The organism is Arthrobacter sp. TMP15, from assembly GCF_039529835.1.
Classification (GTDB): Bacteria; Actinomycetota; Actinomycetes; order Actinomycetales; family Micrococcaceae; genus Specibacter.
This window is the reverse complement of record NZ_CP154262.1, coordinates 2,887,718-2,903,171: the sequence shown is the minus strand read 5'-3', so window position 1 is coordinate 2,903,171 and position 15,454 is coordinate 2,887,718. Positions and strand designations below refer to the sequence as shown.

General features: G+C 56.2%; 18 protein-coding genes. 8 read left to right on the top strand and 10 right to left on the bottom strand.

Annotated features, from left to right (window positions below; translation table 11 throughout):
- Positions 1-7: 7 nt before the first annotated feature.
- The 4 genes from AAFM46_RS12985 to AAFM46_RS12970 form a co-directional block, all read right to left on the bottom strand.
- The gene (locus tag AAFM46_RS12985; protein ID WP_283530983.1) at positions 8-1,579 is read right to left on the bottom strand and encodes a molybdopterin-dependent oxidoreductase; all 1,572 of its coding nucleotides are present in this window, start codon (positions 1,577-1,579) and stop codon (positions 8-10) included.
- 142 nt (positions 1,580-1,721) lie between these two features.
- A complete protein-coding gene (locus AAFM46_RS12980) occupies positions 1,722-2,558 on the bottom strand; it encodes an anti-sigma factor (RefSeq protein WP_283530982.1) in 837 nt (278 codons plus the stop codon).
- Positions 2,558-3,169, bottom strand: coding sequence for an ECF RNA polymerase sigma factor SigK (gene sigK / locus AAFM46_RS12975; RefSeq protein WP_343318198.1), 612 nt, complete (start codon positions 3,167-3,169; stop codon positions 2,558-2,560). The genes AAFM46_RS12980 and sigK overlap by 1 nt, the downstream gene beginning before the upstream one ends.
- A gap of 44 nt (positions 3,170-3,213) precedes the next feature.
- The gene (locus tag AAFM46_RS12970) at positions 3,214-3,894 is read right to left on the bottom strand and encodes a fasciclin domain-containing protein (RefSeq protein WP_283530981.1); all 681 of its coding nucleotides are present in this window, start codon (positions 3,892-3,894) and stop codon (positions 3,214-3,216) included.
- Positions 3,895-4,065: 171 nt separating this feature from the next.
- Here AAFM46_RS12970 and dapE point away from each other — a divergent pair, with 171 nt between their 5' ends.
- Positions 4,066-5,211, top strand: coding sequence for a succinyl-diaminopimelate desuccinylase (gene dapE / locus AAFM46_RS12965; RefSeq protein WP_283530980.1), 1,146 nt, complete (start codon positions 4,066-4,068; stop codon positions 5,209-5,211).
- A gap of 86 nt (positions 5,212-5,297) precedes the next feature.
- Here the strand turns inward: dapE and AAFM46_RS12960 are convergent, their stop codons facing one another.
- The 4 genes from AAFM46_RS12960 to AAFM46_RS12945 all read right to left on the bottom strand — a co-directional run bounded on the left by AAFM46_RS12960 (position 5,298) and on the right by AAFM46_RS12945 (position 8,629).
- The gene (locus AAFM46_RS12960) at positions 5,298-6,140 is read right to left on the bottom strand and encodes an amino acid ABC transporter permease (RefSeq protein WP_283530979.1); all 843 of its coding nucleotides are present in this window, start codon (positions 6,138-6,140) and stop codon (positions 5,298-5,300) included.
- Complete coding sequence (locus tag AAFM46_RS12955; protein WP_283530978.1) at positions 6,137-6,787, bottom strand: amino acid ABC transporter permease; 651 nt, start codon at positions 6,785-6,787, stop codon at positions 6,137-6,139. Before AAFM46_RS12955 ends, AAFM46_RS12960 begins: the two co-directional genes overlap by 4 nt.
- Positions 6,788-6,873: 86 nt before the next feature.
- On the bottom strand, positions 6,874-7,803 hold the full coding sequence (locus tag AAFM46_RS12950; RefSeq protein ID WP_343318195.1) for a glutamate ABC transporter substrate-binding protein: 930 nt from the start codon (positions 7,801-7,803) through the stop codon (positions 6,874-6,876).
- A 67-nt stretch (positions 7,804-7,870) separates the two neighbouring features.
- Positions 7,871-8,629 carry an amino acid ABC transporter ATP-binding protein gene (locus AAFM46_RS12945; protein WP_283530977.1) on the bottom strand — a complete coding sequence of 253 codons (759 nt, stop codon included), beginning with the start codon at positions 8,627-8,629 and terminating at the stop codon, positions 7,871-7,873.
- Between the two features lie 121 nt (positions 8,630-8,750).
- Here AAFM46_RS12945 and AAFM46_RS12940 point away from each other — a divergent pair, with 121 nt between their 5' ends.
- The 5 genes from AAFM46_RS12940 (at position 8,751) to AAFM46_RS12920 (ending at position 12,134) form a co-directional block, all read left to right on the top strand.
- Positions 8,751-9,527 (top strand): TIGR00730 family Rossman fold protein, encoded by a 777-nt coding sequence (locus tag AAFM46_RS12940; RefSeq protein WP_283530976.1) that lies wholly within the window; start codon positions 8,751-8,753, stop codon positions 9,525-9,527.
- A gap of 60 nt (positions 9,528-9,587) precedes the next feature.
- Positions 9,588-9,965: a DivIVA domain-containing protein gene (locus AAFM46_RS12935; RefSeq protein ID WP_343318193.1), complete on the top strand. Its 378-nt coding sequence runs from the start codon at positions 9,588-9,590 to the stop codon at positions 9,963-9,965.
- Positions 9,955-10,536, top strand: a complete 582-nt coding sequence (locus AAFM46_RS12930; protein ID WP_343318191.1) for a DNA-3-methyladenine glycosylase I — start codon at positions 9,955-9,957, stop codon at positions 10,534-10,536. Before AAFM46_RS12935 ends, AAFM46_RS12930 begins: the two co-directional genes overlap by 11 nt.
- A 7-nt stretch (positions 10,537-10,543) precedes the next feature.
- Positions 10,544-11,815: a hypothetical protein gene (locus AAFM46_RS12925; RefSeq protein ID WP_343318189.1), complete on the top strand. Its 1,272-nt coding sequence runs from the start codon at positions 10,544-10,546 to the stop codon at positions 11,813-11,815.
- A gap of 151 nt (positions 11,816-11,966) precedes the next feature.
- Positions 11,967-12,134, top strand: a complete 168-nt coding sequence (locus AAFM46_RS12920; protein WP_283531195.1) for a DUF3117 domain-containing protein — start codon at positions 11,967-11,969, stop codon at positions 12,132-12,134.
- Positions 12,135-12,276: 142 nt separating this feature from the next.
- Here AAFM46_RS12920 and AAFM46_RS12915 read toward each other — a convergent pair whose 3' ends face one another.
- On the bottom strand, positions 12,277-12,909 hold the full coding sequence (locus tag AAFM46_RS12915) for an O-methyltransferase (protein ID WP_343318187.1): 633 nt from the start codon (positions 12,907-12,909) through the stop codon (positions 12,277-12,279).
- 189 nt (positions 12,910-13,098) lie between these two features.
- Here AAFM46_RS12915 and sigE point away from each other — a divergent pair, with 189 nt between their 5' ends.
- Both sigE and AAFM46_RS12905 read left to right on the top strand, forming a co-directional pair.
- Complete coding sequence (gene sigE / locus AAFM46_RS12910; protein ID WP_343318185.1) at positions 13,099-13,746, top strand: RNA polymerase sigma factor SigE; 648 nt, start codon at positions 13,099-13,101, stop codon at positions 13,744-13,746.
- A gap of 108 nt (positions 13,747-13,854) precedes the next feature.
- The gene (locus AAFM46_RS12905; RefSeq protein WP_283530970.1) at positions 13,855-14,286 is read left to right on the top strand and encodes a twin-arginine translocase TatA/TatE family subunit; all 432 of its coding nucleotides are present in this window, start codon (positions 13,855-13,857) and stop codon (positions 14,284-14,286) included.
- A 29-nt stretch (positions 14,287-14,315) separates the two neighbouring features.
- On the opposite strand, the gene AAFM46_RS12900 is transcribed toward AAFM46_RS12905, so the two are convergent.
- Complete coding sequence (locus AAFM46_RS12900; protein ID WP_343318183.1) at positions 14,316-15,443, bottom strand: Mrp/NBP35 family ATP-binding protein; 1,128 nt, start codon at positions 15,441-15,443, stop codon at positions 14,316-14,318.
- Positions 15,444-15,454: the final 11 nt, after the last annotated feature.

Below are 15,454 nucleotides of genomic sequence, written 5' to 3'. Positions count from 1 at the left end.
CCCAGGGCTAGATAACCGTGAAAGTCATTGAATGCCAGCCACTGGAACCGTTCGGTGCAGGCGGAGCCTTGTCTTCAATTTGGAGGACATTGTCGGTGTCGTAGGCGCGCACGGTGACCTTGTGGGTACCTGATTGTGCCCCATCCCAAATAAATGACCATTGGCGCCAGGTATCTACAGATGCTTCGCTAGCCAATTCCGCTAGCTGCCAATCTCCACCGTCGAGTTGGACCTCAACTTTGGAGATGCCCTTGGTTTGGGCCCAAGCGCTACCACCAATGACAACCTTGCCAGCCTCGACCCTGCTTAGTGCGCGTGGCACTTCTACACGCGATGAAGTTTTGATGGGTCCGTGCGAGGTCCAGCCGCGTGAGGTCCAGTAACCTTCCTTTTCCGCGAACGTTGTCACTTCAAGGTCAACCACCCATTTCGTGGCTGAAACATAGCCGTAAAGGCCAGGGACAACCATACGAACGGGGAAACCATGCTCCAAGGGAAGCGGTTCATCATTCATGCCCACAGCAAGTATGGCGTTACGGTCGTCCTGCAGCACTGGCAGGGGAGTAGAGGCGCTGAAGCCGTCACTGCTGGTAGAGAGCACCATGTCAGCACCAGCCTTTGGCTTGGCCCGTGCCAGAACTTCACGCAACGGGTAGCCCAGCCATTTAGCATTTCCGACAAGATTGCCACCCACCACATTGGAAACGCACGTCAACGTGGTCCAGCTTTCAACAAGCTCAGAGGCCAACAGTTCATCAAACCCAATGGTAAATTCCTCCTCGACCATCCCATGGACTCGAAGTGCCCACGTTGAGGGGTCAAGTTCTGGCACCACCAAGGCTGTATCGATCCGGTAGAAATCAGCGTTTGGCGTCACAAACGAGCTGATACCCTCCACGGGGGCCTGAACACCGTCAGGCAATGCTGCCGCTTTGGTCTTGGGAGCCGGGAGTTTAAGCGCTTCCCGGATCGTTCTGGCCTTATTACGGGCATTACCAAGAACTGTGCCGCCAAAGCCCGCCACGAGGGCTACTGCCGCAAGCGCACCAGACTTTAGAAAAAATGATCGGCGACTTGGGGTGTGGACCGTCGGTTTATCCACTTCGACCTGGGCTGTGGTGGTAGCTGTGGGTGTTAGAAAACGGAGCGAAAGTATACCGGCCGTGGTTCCGACCAAGAGGGGGAAGAGGTCAAGGACGCCGGCGCCGGAACGCGTGATGACGCTCAGGCCCAAAACAACGGCGAACACCAGAACCATGATGTAGCCAACCCGCAGGTTCTTCCGGGCCACCACACCGGCAGCGGCAGCTAGCAGCGCTGCAACAATGCCCATTGAGATTAGCAACACCAATTTATCATTAGTGCCAAAAGTGGCAATAGCAAAATCTTTCAGCCAACCTGGGGTGAAATCAATAAAGGTGGAACCCAAAGATGTCAGGGGTGCCGAGACTGGCGAGAAAAACGCCGCCAACAGCTGAGCCACACCGAACAAAATACCTGCGGAAATAACACCCGCAAGTCCTCCGTGGAGAAGTGACTGTGCGGAAGATTGATTCAACGACATGCTTCTTTTGCCCATGTCGGGCTCCTTAGAACGCTTGATTGTCTACCGCCGGTTTAGCCGGTAGAAGTACTTATGGGTACTTCGGAACGAAAAGCCCATTGGATTGCTCCAATGGGCTTTTCTTTTCCTAAAACAGTGGTGAACGCAGCTACCCGGCCTAGATGGCTTGGACCAAAATTGGGGTGGTAGTGGGAGCCGGAGATCCACCAGCAGGTTCTACAGTGATGCCCACGTGGGTGGCTCCGGCCAGAGATCCGTTCAAGACCTGCATGCCAGGCACCGCCGGATCATCGCTAGTCATCAGTCCTGCAGGTACTGCACCAGCAGCTGAAATGAACCATAGTTCATAGGTTTTATCTGCTGGCAATGCAGGTACCCCCTGAACCATCACGGCTGCTTTGTCAGCTTTACTGGACGAGGCCACTGTCACGGACCCGCTATCTCCGAGGGCAGTCCTGGCGATTTTCGCATCCGGGGAGCTAACAATACTCAGCATGGCTTCTTGTTGAGCAGCGGAAGCCGCTTGCTGTTGCTGGAGAGTAAGGAGTTCCTGGGCTAATTCTTGTTGGTTGGAATTTTGGCCTACAGCCCATCCGCCAACACCAACACCGGCAAATACGGCAAGCGCTGCTGCCGCGCTGAGTGCTGGAACCCACCGCTTGTTTTGTGCCCTGTTTTGCTCGCCAGTAGGGCGATGGCCCGCGGCTCTGTTACGTGAGCCAACGCCAGTGGCCGAGGAAATATCACGAACAACGGATGTGGCGGGTACTTGAGGGGTGTTTCGAATAGCGGCCATCAGGTTTATCTTCAAAGCAGCAGGCGGTGCTTCTTCGGCTGTGTTGAAAGCAAGCAAAGCCGCAGTCTCGCTCAGACTCCTAACCTCTGCAGATGTTTCTGGGTTGCTGAGGGCGTAGCGTTCAAACTCTTTGCGCTCTTCCGGTTCCAAGGCATTAAGGGCGTAGGAGCTGGTGAGCAAATGTAATTGATTTTCCATCACGGCACTCCTAACGTGTCCCTGAGTTTTATCATTCCGTCACGAATTCTGGTTTTAACTGTGCCAACTGGCACATCCAGCAGCTTAGCCACTTCTTGGTGGGTATACCCACCGTAGTACGCCAAGCTGATAGATTCCTGCTGCGCTTTCGTCAGGGTTGCTAGTGCTTTTTGCACACGGGCGGCTTCCATTTTCGTTTCGACTGTGTCAGCGACATCGTCGTAACTTTCCTGGTATTCCTTGATGCCTTCGCGAAGGTCCCTATCGCTACTGGCTTGACTAGCCCTGACTTTGTCAACGGCCTTTCGGTGAGCGATGACGAGAATCCATGACATTGCTTTGCCTTTGTCGGCATCAAACCTTGCTGCCTGAGTCCAAATATCCAAAAAAACTTCTTGGGTAACTTCCTGACTCTGTGCCTGGTCTCGTAGGACTTTACGAACAAGACCAAAAACACGGGGTGAAACAGCATCGTAGAGTGTTTCGAAAGCCGCCTCGTCGCCAAGGGCGACGAGGCGGATCAGGTCTTCGTGGCTTGGCGGTGCCAAGGTATCCACAGACCGTAACCAAGGTAAACGCATGGTGTCTACTTTGTCACGGTCTGTGTCCACGAACCCGGTTCCTTCAAAGCGTGTTGCGATTTGTTCCGATACTGCTACTTCTTGGCCGGCGGCATCAGGACGGTGTCGATCAGGTAAACTGTGGCGTTGGCTGTCTTTACGCCACCGCAGATGACCTTGGAGTCGTTGACCATGATGTTGTCGCCACTGCCGGTGACCTTCAGAGTGCTGCCCTCAGCTGTTTCGTGCTCTCCGTCAATATCACTCGGGGCGATCTGGCCGGGGACTACGTGGTAAGTAAGGATGGAGGTCAGCGCGGCTGAATCTGTCTTCAAGCCGTCGATGGTCTCTGCCGGGATCTTTGCGAAGGCGTCATCAACGGGGGCGAAGACTGTGAATTCGCCGGAGTTCAGGGTGTCAACCAAGTTGACGTCCTTATTGAGTTCTCCTGAAACAGCTGCTGTCAGCGTCTTCAGCAAGGGGTTGTTGGAAGCTGCTGTTGTTACAGGATCGGCGGCCATGCCGGCAACTGAACCTGCACCCTCGGGAACTGCCGCAGCGTATGCTGCGCAACCTGCGCCAACCAGTTCGGTGTCCATTGCATCCATGGTTGACATGGGTGCTTCGCTGGTTGCTGCCGGAGCATCCATTGATTCGCTGGGGCTGGCAGTTGTTGTTCCGCCGCTGCAAGAGGTGATGCCCAGTGCGGTGATGGCCAGGAGGCCAAGGCCAAGGCTCATGCTCTTACGATTTCCAAGCTTAAAGGTGGTGTTCATGATGATTCTCCGTAGTGTGAAGCGGAAGGATTCCGGTTTGTTTCCCAATTCCGTTGCCGCGATGCTCTGCTTCGGTGGGCTTACAAAAGGTACTTCGGAGCAAAGGTTGGAACGGATTGGAATGAAAGTAAAAAACTTTTTTGGCCGGGTCCACCCCGCTAAACTCAACCCATGAGCAACTCTGGAAACCGAGCAGGAAATAGTAATGCTGTGGCTGATGAACACGGCGCTGTGGAGCGCGACGCCGGACTGGATTTAGGCGGGGACGTCGCCGCCCTGGCAGCCGCTTTGATGGATATCCAGAGTGTGTCCGGCAATGAGCGCACGCTCGCGGACGCAGTCGAGGCGGCATTGGTGCCATTGGGGCATCTGTCAGTAACTCGCAATGGAGATGCGGTGGTGGCTAGGACCTCACTGGGCCGTAGTGAGAGAGTCATTCTGGCCGGCCACCTAGATACTGTGCCGTTGCCGAGCGTAGCCGGAGCGCGTGGCACAGTTCCCAGTTCCTGGGAAGGTGAGGTGCTGTACGGCCGGGGAGCAACCGATATGAAAGGTGGTGTGGCGGTGCAGCTGGCTCTGGCAGCAGCACTGCTTGAGCCGAGCAAGGACCTGACGTTTATCTTTTACGATCACGAAGAAGTTGCTGCCAGCAAAAGTGGCTTGGGCCGCTTGGTACGTGAAAACCGTGAGCTGCTCGATGCCGATTTTGGCATCCTACTTGAACCGACAAACGGCACCGTTGAAGGTGGCTGTAACGGCACTATCCGGTTCGAGGCCGTTACCCGGGGGCTGGCGGCACACTCGGCCCGGGCTTGGATGGGGGAGAACGCCATTCATGGTGCAGCACCCATTCTGGAACGGCTGGCGAGCTACAGTCCTGCCACGGTGACGGTGGATTCTCTTGATTACCGGGAGTCCCTCAACGCCGTGAAGATCCGCGGAGGAACGGCCGGCAATGTGATCCCGGATGAATGCGTTGTGGAAATAAACTACCGTTTTGCCCCTGATAAGACCCCGGCGCAAGCCGAGGCGCACATTCGCCAGCTGATGGAGGGCTTCGACCTGCTCTGCACAGACTCTTCAGCAGGGGCCAGACCAGGGCTGAATGCCCCAGCTGCGGCCACCTTTGTGTCGGCCGTGGGTAAAACTCCCAAGCCTAAATATGGTTGGACAGACGTTGCCCGGCTCAGTGAGATGGGGATTCCAGCCGTGAACTTTGGCCCGGGGGATCCCTTGCTGGCCCACAGCGATGATGAGCACGTGCACGCCGCGGACATCCGGGAGTGCCTTGCCGCGCTGATGCGCTGGCTGGCTTAGCCCCAGCGAAGGGTGAGGTAAGAGCAGAAAGTAAAGTGCCGGCGTCGTTCTTTGAAGAACGGCGCCGGCACTTTAGTTGGGCAGCTTTAGCCTGCTACGCCAACCTTGGCCTTGATAACCTTCACGCGTGAAGACATCTTGGATTCCACCAGCTTGGCCACACCTGAGAGGATCAGACAGATACCCACGTACGTGACAGCGGCGACCATGAGACCTGGAACCACGGGGGATCCATACTGAATCTGGGATCCTAGGGAATTCGCGTAGAACAAGATCTCCTCGTACAGGATGAGGAATCCCAAGGCGGTGTCCTTCATGATGACCACCAGCTGGGAAATGATCACAGGCAGCATGGCCCGGACGGCCTGCGGCAGCAAGATAGTGCGCATCACCTGGCCCTTGGACAAACCAATGGCATAACCGGCCTCTTGCTGGCCCTTGGGCAGCGATTCAATGCCTGCACGGAACACTTCGGCCAAGACAGAACCGTTGTACAGGATCAAACCGACTACAACACCCATGAACGGTGTAATGCCCTTGATTCCGGCAGAGGACAGGCCGTAGTACATGATCATCATGAGAATCAGTAGCGGAACAGCACGGAAAAGCTCCGTGAACCAGTAGCAGGGCCGACTGACCCATTTAGAGTCAGCCAGTCGGCCAAAGGCGAGCACGATTCCCAAGATGAGGCTGCCGACGGCGGCAACACCGAAAGCACTCAGCGTTGCGCCGATGGCCTTAAGGAAATTCTCCTGAACGAGCGGGAACGTAAAGATTTCCCACTTCTTGGCCGTGAACTGCCCGCTTTCATAAAAGCGGAAGAGTATGAACGCGACAATGCCCACCACCACGATTAATGTGAAGACGTTCATGAAGGCGTAACGTGTGCGGGCTTTGGGGCCGGGAACGTCAAAAAGAACTGAACTCATCGCGCAACCCTCCACTTCTTTTCGAGGTAGCTTTGCAGCGGAGTCAAGACGCCAAGGACCATCACCACAAAGATCAAAGCAACCCATAGCAGACCAGGCAGCAGGGGCTCTCCACGTTCACTAAGGTACGCGCGAATAGCGCCGGACTCGAAGACGGAGAAACCGGCCGCAACCGTTGTGTTTTTCAACAGGGCGATAAAAACACTAAAGAGCGGCGGAACCACTGAGCGGAAAGCCTGCGGGAGCACTATCAACGTCAACGTTTGCATGAACGGTAGGCCAATGGCGCGAGCGGCCTCGGACTGACCTACGGATACGGTGTTGATGCCGGACCGGATCGCTTCGCAAACATAGGTTGCGGTGTAGAGCGAGAGCCCAACGATGGCGGCCGTCATGAAATCGATGGAGGGCAGTCCTAATTTAGGGTAGCCGAGGGCGAAGAACGCCAGGATCAGTGTCAGTGGCGTGTTGCGGACAGCGTTGACGTAAAGCGTCCCGGCGGCACGCATGGCCGGTGCCGGGGAGACTCGCATACCGGCCACAATGGTGCCCAAAATCAAGGCAAAGAACGCAGAGATGACAAACAGAATCCCCGTGTTCTTGAAACCAGTGAGAAACAAGTCACTGTTATCAATGAGTACATTCACAGTGCAGCGTCGCTTTCAGTGAATTGGCTAGCGGAAAATCGGTGGTGCCGTGGCCATGGTCACAGCACCACCGATTAGGGGACTATTTAGTACTGGTCAACCTTGGGCTGCTCAACCTTGGTGCCGGACTTGCCAAGCGTGGAATCAAAGATCTTTGTCCACGTCGCGTTGCCGTCAGTGAGGGTGGTGTTTAAGTGTGTGCGCAAAGCTGTGTCACCCAAAGGCAAACCAACGCCGTAGTTCTCCGTGGTGAACGGTTCGCCAACAACCTTCAGGAGTTCAGGCTCCTGCGATGCAAAGCCGAGCAAGATGGCCTGGTCGGTGGTGACTGCGTCCACGTCGCCGTTCTTCAGCGCCTCAACACACTTGGAGTACAAATCAAATTCCACCGGGGTGGCCTCCGGGAAGTTCTCCCGAATGTTCTGAATGGGGGTTGAACCGGTAGCGGAGCAAACCTTCTTCCCGGCCAAGTCCTTCTCACTCTTGATGTCTTCGTTCTTCTTGGCGACCAGCAGGCCCTGACCCGTGATGAAATACGGTCCCGCAAAGTCAACGAGCTTCTTGCGCTTGTCAGTGATGGAGTAGGTGCCAACATAAAGGTCTACGTCACCTTTGGCCAACGCTGTTTCACGGGTTGCGGAAGGGATTGACTTAAACTCAATTTTATCCGCCGCGACACCTAGCGAGGCAGCCATCCATGTGGCGATTTCGATGTCAAAGCCGCTGTACTTGCCCGTGGCTGCGTCGAGGAAGCCCAATCCTGGCTGATCGGGCTTAACGCCGATACGAATGGTTCCATCTGCCTTGATTTTGTCGAAAGTGGGGCTGCCAGTCAGCGCCACATCTTTGGCTACTTCGAAGGCGGGCGCGTCGCCGGCGCCTCCTCCAGCAGAGTCTCCGCCGCCTGCGGTGTCCGCGCCGCCACAGCCAGTCATGGCCAGAGCTGCGGCTGTCAGCACAGCCGCGAAACCGAGGCTTTTGCTACTAAAAAAGTTCTTCAAGGGGGTTCCTTTCATAATCGGCCACCATTGGCCGGTGTAGTGAACGGCTGAAACAGCCGGAAAATTTCAAAAAAGCTGCGAGTTATCCGTTGGTGAGGATTTTGGACAGGAAGTCCTTGGCCCTTGCCGTTTGCGGGTTGGTGAAGAATTCATTCGGTGTGGCTTCTTCAACGATCTGTCCATCAGCCATGAAGATGACACGGTCAGCGGCTTTGCGTGCAAAACCCATCTCGTGGGTGACAACCACCATTGTCATCCCTTCCTTGGCCAACTCGACCATGACATCCAGGACCTCATTGATCATTTCGGGGTCGAGGGCGCTGGTGGGCTCATCAAAAAGCATGACCTTTGGCTTCATCGCCAACGCACGGGCAATTGCCACGCGCTGTTGCTGCCCACCTGAAAGTTGAGCGGGCAACTTCGCGGCCTGGTGACCCACGCCTACCCGCTCCAACAGTGACAAGGCGAGCTTTTCGGCGTCGGCCTTGGACATGCCCTTGACCTTGATCGGACCAAGGGTGACGTTTTCCAAAATTGTTTTGTGCGCAAATAAATTAAAGGACTGGAACACCATGCCAACGTCGGCACGCAGGTTGGCAAGCTGCTTGCCTTCCTTGGGGAGTTCCTTGCCTTCAATGGTGATGGAACCGGAGTCAATGGTTTCCAGCCGATTGATGGCACGGCACAATGTTGATTTGCCGGATCCGGATGGACCAATGACAACCAGGACTTCACCCTTGGCAACGTGCAAATTAATATCTTTGAGCACATGGAGGGCGCTGTAATGCTTATTGACAGCTTTAAGCTCCACGAGCGCAGGAGCATGTGCGGAATTTGTCATGCACTGAATCTACCGAGTTTCTTGAGCTCCGGTAAACGATTTGCCCATGTTGTTACGGATCGTAACGGTAACGAGACAATGTGAGTCAGGACACCGCAGCTTTTCACGTACCCTTGGTGGCATGAGCGCAGCTACAGGACCCAACAGGCCCATCCGTCCCGAACTTCGGCGGTTCGGTTTCTGGCGCAAAAACGGCGCCAGCCATGAAACCGCTGACGCCCGACTCCTGGAAACCCCTCCCAGCAGCGATTTCACCCACACGGACCCGTGGCGGGTAATGCGCATTCAAAGCGAATTTGTGCAGGGTTTTGACGCGCTGGCTGACATAGGTCCCGCGATCAGTGTGTTTGGTTCAGCGCGGACCAAGCGCGATTCCCCCTATTACGCGGCGGGGGTTGAGGTTGGCCGGCTGTTGGTGGAAGCCGGCGTAGCCGTCATTACAGGTGGCGGACCCGGCTCCATGGAAGCTGCCAACCGTGGTGCCTGCGAAGCTGGTGGACTCTCGATCGGGTTAGGTATTGAACTCCCCTTTGAAGAAGGCATGAACGAATGGGTGGGCCTGGGAGTGGATTTCCGCTACTTCTTTGCCCGTAAAACCATGTTTGTGAAATACGCCCAGGGCTTTGTGGTTCTCCCTGGCGGTCTTGGCACACTGGATGAGCTGTTTGAAGCCATGGTTCTTGTGCAGACAAGTAAAGTCAGCCAGTTCCCCATTATTTTAGTTGATAGCGTCTTCTGGGGGCCGCTGCTGGATTGGATCAAGAACGTCATGGTGGAGCAGGGTCTTGTCTCGGCCAAAGATCTGGACATCATCTCTCTTGTGGATACCGCCGAGGAAGCCGTGGAACTGGTGATGGCAGGAAAAGCCGGGGCAAGAGTTGCCGCCCGTGAAGGCTAATACACCTGTGGCTGGATGCAATACGGTTTTTTTCTTCTACCAATCTGGCACGATGGTCTCGTGAGCTATTTCCTGATCTTTCTTGCTGTAGTAGTGATAGCTGCAGCCGCCTTTTATGTGGTGGGGCTAAACAAACCTGGCGCCATGGCGGACATCTATCAGGACGCCATGGCACAACCTGTAGCGAATCTGCCACCCGTGCTGCTGCCCAAAGCCCCTGTGCCGGCTGATGTAGACAGACTGCGACTCTCCTTGGGGTTGCGCGGGTACCGTATGGACCAAGTAGACGAGGTCTTGGATCACCTGCGCGACGAGCTGGCGGCCAAGGACCTGCGCATTGCCGAACTTGAAGCGGGCGCTCCTTATACGGAGGCTCCTGAAGCGGAGGCTCCTGATACGGAGGCTCCTGATACGGGCGCGGCCAGCCGTGAGCGGTGACGGGACAAGGCGCTGCGCCTGGACAGGGATCGAAAATGATGAGCAATATCAGCGATATCATGATACCGAGTGGGGCAGAGCCGTTGAAGGAGAAAACGAGCTGTACGAGCGGCTGAGTCTCGAGGCTTTCCAGTCCGGGCTGAGTTGGATCACTATTCTGCGGAAACGTGAGGCTTTCAGACGAGCGTTCTGCAACTTTGACCCGATTATTGTGGCGCAGTTTGGTCATGAGGACGTTGAACGGCTGATGCTAGATGCTGCCATTGTGCGTAACCGCCTGAAGATCAACGCCACCATAGGCAATGCAAGGGCGCTGCTTAGAATGCCTGCCGGAATCACGTTGGCAACAATTATTGCCGAGCATGCACCGGTGGTGGCCCGTGGGCCCGAGGAAGCTGTTCCTGGGCAAACGGCTGAGTCCAAACAGCTGGCGAAGGCATTGAAAGGATACGGTTTTTCCTTTGTGGGTCCCACCACCGCATACGCCACCATGCAGGCGATTGGTGTGGTCAACGACCACGAGGCCGGTTGCTGGCTGGCTGGAAAAACTCAGACGTTGGGGCTTGGATAAGCCAGCTATGACTGCAGCACCTAGCGAGAACGAGAAGGCCGCGGCAACGCAGCACCAGCCAGCGTTGCCTTCTGTCAATGATGCTATCTACGGCTGGTTGTACATAATATTTTCACCGTTACGGAGCGCTCCGTGGTGGGTGAAAGTCTCGCTGATCTATATTGCTGCCCGGATTGTGAGCTACGCGATCCTTGTTGGCGCGGCATGGCATGCAGAGCAGTCGCCGTGGGGTGGGCGGCAGCCGGATTACTTGACGTTTATCAACAGGTGGGATGCGGGTTGGTACGAGAGGATTTTCAACGGCGGTTACCCAACCAGTATTCCGCGCAGTGCCGATGGCACAGCAAGCCCCAACCAATGGGCCTTTTATCCGCTGTTTCCTCTGCTGGCTCGTGGTCTCAATGCCGTTTCAGGACTTGGCTGGCCGCTAGCAGGTGCCATTGTGGCCACCGTCGCCGGTCTCGGAGCAGCCTTGATGATCTACAAACTTTTCCGGAACTTCGCGGCTCCCGGGACGGCGCTGTGGGGTGTGGCCTTTGTTGCCTCTTTTCCCGTCTCGCCCATCCTTCAAGTCCCGTATGCGGAATCGTTGGGGCTCTTCTTCCTGGCTTTAGCGCTGCACTTGCTCATCAAGAACAACTATTGGGCGGCCGCGCCCACGGTGCTGCTGCTGTGCCTTTCACGACCGGCAGGGGCGCCATTTGCCGCCGTCGTTCTTTTTCACCTTCTATGGCGCTGGTGGCACAGAAAAAGGGAACCCTTTCCTGCGCGTGAGATGGCCGCGGGTGCTGTCCTGTTGGTTGTCAGCTTGGTGTCGGCGTTCGCTTGGATGCTGATTGCGTGGTGGGTGACGGGGGAACGCAGTGCCTATACCGATACCGAAACTGCGTGGCGCGGCACAAAACTTGTTTTGTTCAAGCCATGGTTCAACACGGGTGTGGAGCTGGTTGGCGGATTTTGGGGACCTATTTTGCCGATCCTTTTTGTGGCTCTGGCTGCCCTCTACCTCAACTCCAAGGCTGTGCGGAGGATCGGCTTTGAACTGCGGACCTGGTCCGTGATGTACCTGCTGTACTTGCTAGCAGTGCTGCATCCGCAGTCAAGCACCTTCAGGTTGCTGCTCCCATTGTTCCCGTTGGCTCTGGCTGCCGGATTCATTTCAACTTCTAGGGCATACCGCTGGAGCGTCTTAGTGATGTTCACAGTGTTGCAGATCGTGTGGGTCATTTGGTTGTGGCAGTTCTCCGCTATCAGCACCGGAGTAGGATGGCCGCCCTGACACATCACCACCAAGTTTTGCCTTGCGAAGGCCACGATTAGCACCCGGGAGCGGAAGTACGGAATAATAGCTTGTGAGCAATACAACAGAAACGCCTTACTGGGTAAAACCCGGGTGGGGCGGGTATGCACTACGAAAAGGGGAACTCCTGATGGCGGCCATGAAACCTAGAACCGGTGACGGTCCAATGGAAGTGACTAAAGAAGGTCGAAGCTTGATTCTGCGGTTACCCTTGGAAGGCGGCGGACGGCTTGTAGTTGAGATGAACGCCGATGAAGCGCTCAGCCTCAAGGAGTGCCTGGTAGGGGCCACCGAATAACTCTAAGCTTCAGGCTCGTGCGTCATCGAAGCCTCAAAGCAGAGGCTTCATATCAAAAAAATTTAATAAAAGAATCGGCGGTGCAGCTTAAGCTGCCCGCCGATTCTTTTATCAATACCGAGTCTTTTTTAGTATCTACTAGTTAGCGCTTGACAGCCAGTAACAGCCCGTCACCGGTAGGTAGCATGGCGCTGATGAGGGACTCGTGTTCGCGGATGAGCTTGCCAACTCTGCGCAACACCACGGTGCTGCTCTCGCGGATGGCAGGATCTGAGACCCGGTCCTTATCCAGTGCATCGTTGATGATCAGGAGCCCACCAGTTTTCAACAGCCTGATGGCCTGGTCAACGTAATCCGGAAAACTTGGTTTATCGGCGTCAATGAACACCAGATCGTAAGCTGCATCAGTCAGGCGCGGCAGAACGTCCTGACCGCGACCGGAAATGGTGCGTGTTCGGTTTGCCGCGGAGCCGGACTCGGTGAAGGCTTCGCGCGCTGCCTTCAAATGGTCCACGTCCGGGTCAATGGTTGTCAGGACCGCACGTGGGCCCAAGCCTCGCAGCAATGCCACACCAGAGACACCCGCACCGGTGCCGACTTCTACTGCGGTTTGCGCCTTCGAGGTCGCAGCTAATACGGTCAATGCCGCTGCTACGCCGGGGCTCACGGCGAACAAACCCAGCTCGTGTGAGCGCTCGCGGGCCCGTCGCAGGACAACGTCTTCCACGGGGAGGCCCTCTGTGTAGGACCAGCTGGTGGATTTATCGGCGCTCATGGATCGTTTTTCCTAAACTGTTGCGGTGACTAGCTCTAGCCTACTGCCTGCACACCCGACGCATTGGCCGCTGCCGTTCAGCAAAATGTCAGCTTCGTTTGACACACTAAGTTCACTAAAGGGAAACGTCCCGTTCCGGAAATTCCATGTTCGGATCAGAAGTAGAAGTCACTGAAGCGAGGTGCAGCGATGAGCTCAGCCGGTACCCCCGTGATTCGTCGTGGCGAAGCAGTCCAAGAACCAGCCACAGTTTCTCCTGAGTGGGTGAGGCCATCGTGGGAAGAAGTGGTCACAAACCATTCAGCGAAAGTCTTTCGGCTGGCGTACCGCCTGACCGGGAACAAGTTCGACGCCGAGGACCTCACTCAGGAGGTCTTTGTACGCGTATTCAAATCCTTGGAAAATTTCAAGCCCGGCACGCTTGACGGCTGGCTGCACCGCATCACCACCAACTTGTTTCTGGATCAGGCACGGCGCAAGCAACGGATTAGATTTGATGTGCTTTCCGAAGACGCAGCAGCACGCTTGCCCGGAAATGACCCGGGCCCGGAGCGCACCTTTGAATTCAACAACCTGGACACTGACGTGGCTGCCGCGTTGGCGGCGCTACCGCCTGACTTTCGTGCCGCCGTCGTACTTTGCGACATGGAAGGCCTCTCCTATGACGAGGTGGCTCATGCCTTGAACGTCAAACTGGGCACTGTTCGCTCACGCATTCACAGGGGCCGGGCCATGCTGCGGGAATCGTTGGTGGACAGGGCACCGGACCGTCGCCGGGATGCGCGCCCTTCGCGCAAATCCCTGCTGTCGCTGCCGCGTATTGCCGGGGTGCGCTAGACTCTGTGCCTGACATGGTGGGCGGGGTGTATCTGACACACTGAATATATTCGCCGCATTACCGCCCGGAATCGTTGCTTTGAGTATTGAGAGGGTAATCTTCCTAACGTGTTTGGTATCAATACTCCTGAGCTGATCCTGATTGTCATAGTGGCAGTCCTGGTGATTGGCCCTTCGCGGCTTCCCGGATATGTGGAAAAGCTGAAGAACCTCATTCGCGAGGTGCGCAAGATGGCCTCCGGCGCGCGTGAAACCATCAAGGAAGAAGCCGGGGTTGATATCGATGATATTGACTGGAAGAAACTTGATCCTCGCCAGTACGATCCTCGTCGCATCATTCGTGAGGCTTTGCTCGATGACGAGGACATGGACAAAATTAACTCCCTGAAGCTGGCGCCCGGCGCGGCCATCGCCTCCATGATGGGTCAGGATAGTAAAAATGCGCAGGATAAGCCGGTCTCCGGCGGGGGCCCCGCTGACACCCAGATTGAGCGCCTGTCCGAAGGTCAACTGGCTCCGTACGACGTCGAAGCCACCTAAGTTTTCCAGCTGCCCACTCCCAGCGTTGCTTAGCGGGGTGTGACGCCGAGTTTTAGCCCGGCCAGCCCGCGTGGGCGAACAGCAAGTTTTTCTGCAATGGCCAAGAGGCCCGCCGCAGCTGGGGAGTCAGGGTGTGAAAGAACAATAGGCAGCCCGATGTCGCCGCCTTCACGCAACGCAACGTCGATCGGTATCTGGCCCAACAGCTCCACAGGAGCGTTAACAGTTTGGCTCAGTCGCTTGGAGAGAATCTCCCCGCCGCCTGATCCAAACAACTCCATGGTGCTACCATCCGGCAGGGTCAGAAACGACATGTTTTCAATGACCCCTGCCACCTTCTGCCCTGTCTGCACGGCAATGGCACCTGCCCGCTCTGCTACGTCCGCAGCGGCTGCCTGAGGGGTTGTGATGACAATAATTTCTGCCTTGGGCAGCAATTGCGCAACCGAAATTGCCACGTCTCCTGTCCCCGGGGGCAAGTCCAGAAGCAAAATATCCAAGTCGCCAAAATACACATCGCTAAGAAACTGCTCCAACGCCCTATGCAGCATGGGGCCGCGCCAGGCAACAGGCTGATTCCCGGCCACAAACATGCCAATGGAAATGACCTTAACGTCATGGGCAACGGGCGGCAGGATCATCTCATCAACTTTGGTTGGGGCCTGCGTAATCCCCATTAGTCCCGGAATTGAAAAACCGTAAATATCAGCGTCCACAATCCCAACACGCAACCCTTTCGCAGCCAGGGCGCAGGCAAGGTTGACCGTGACGCTTGATTTGCCCACCCCGCCCTTGCCGCTGGCTACGGCATAAACACGGGTGAGTGAATCCTCGTCGTTGAACACAATTCCGCGCTCAACGGAGTCGCCCCTGAGCTGACTTTTGAGCTCTGCGCGCTGTTCAGGGGTCATCACTGTCAGCTCCACGTTCACCTCTGTGACGCCGTCAACCCTCATCAAGGCGTTGGTGACGTCCCGTGTGATGGTCTCGCGTAGAGGGCAACCGGAGATTGTCAGCCTGATGACTGCATGAACTCTCCCGTCGTCGAAAGCCTCAACCGATTCAACCATTCCCATTTCCGTGATGGGGCGGCGCAGCTCAGGATCTATAACAGTGGCTAGCGCGGCAAGCAGGGCAGGTTCAGACGGGGCGTTCATGGGGTGCAGGC

Bases quoted from the DNA above. Each gene is read 5' to 3' on its own strand.
- AAFM46_RS12985 (WP_283530983.1), bottom strand. From the start codon at position 1,579: ATGGGCAAAAGAAGCATGTCGTTGAATCAATCTTCCGCACAGTCACTT.
- AAFM46_RS12980 (WP_283530982.1), bottom strand. From the start codon at position 2,558: ATGGAAAATCAATTACATTTGCTCACCAGCTCCTACGCCCTTAATGCC.
- AAFM46_RS12970 (WP_283530981.1), bottom strand. From the start codon at position 3,894: ATGAACACCACCTTTAAGCTTGGAAATCGTAAGAGCATGAGCCTTGGC.
- dapE (WP_283530980.1), top strand. From the start codon at position 4,066: ATGAGCAACTCTGGAAACCGAGCAGGAAATAGTAATGCTGTGGCTGAT.
- AAFM46_RS12960 (WP_283530979.1), bottom strand. From the start codon at position 6,140: ATGAGTTCAGTTCTTTTTGACGTTCCCGGCCCCAAAGCCCGCACACGT.
- AAFM46_RS12950 (WP_343318195.1), bottom strand. From the start codon at position 7,803: ATGAAAGGAACCCCCTTGAAGAACTTTTTTAGTAGCAAAAGCCTCGGT.
- AAFM46_RS12945 (WP_283530977.1), bottom strand. From the start codon at position 8,629: ATGACAAATTCCGCACATGCTCCTGCGCTCGTGGAGCTTAAAGCTGTC.
- AAFM46_RS12940 (WP_283530976.1), top strand. From the start codon at position 8,751: ATGAGCGCAGCTACAGGACCCAACAGGCCCATCCGTCCCGAACTTCGG.
- AAFM46_RS12925 (WP_343318189.1), top strand. From the start codon at position 10,544: ATGACTGCAGCACCTAGCGAGAACGAGAAGGCCGCGGCAACGCAGCAC.
- AAFM46_RS12920 (WP_283531195.1), top strand. From the start codon at position 11,967: ATGGCGGCCATGAAACCTAGAACCGGTGACGGTCCAATGGAAGTGACT.
- AAFM46_RS12915 (WP_343318187.1), bottom strand. From the start codon at position 12,909: ATGAGCGCCGATAAATCCACCAGCTGGTCCTACACAGAGGGCCTCCCC.
- sigE (WP_343318185.1), top strand. From the start codon at position 13,099: ATGAGCTCAGCCGGTACCCCCGTGATTCGTCGTGGCGAAGCAGTCCAA.
- AAFM46_RS12900 (WP_343318183.1), bottom strand. From the start codon at position 15,443: ATGAACGCCCCGTCTGAACCTGCCCTGCTTGCCGCGCTAGCCACTGTT.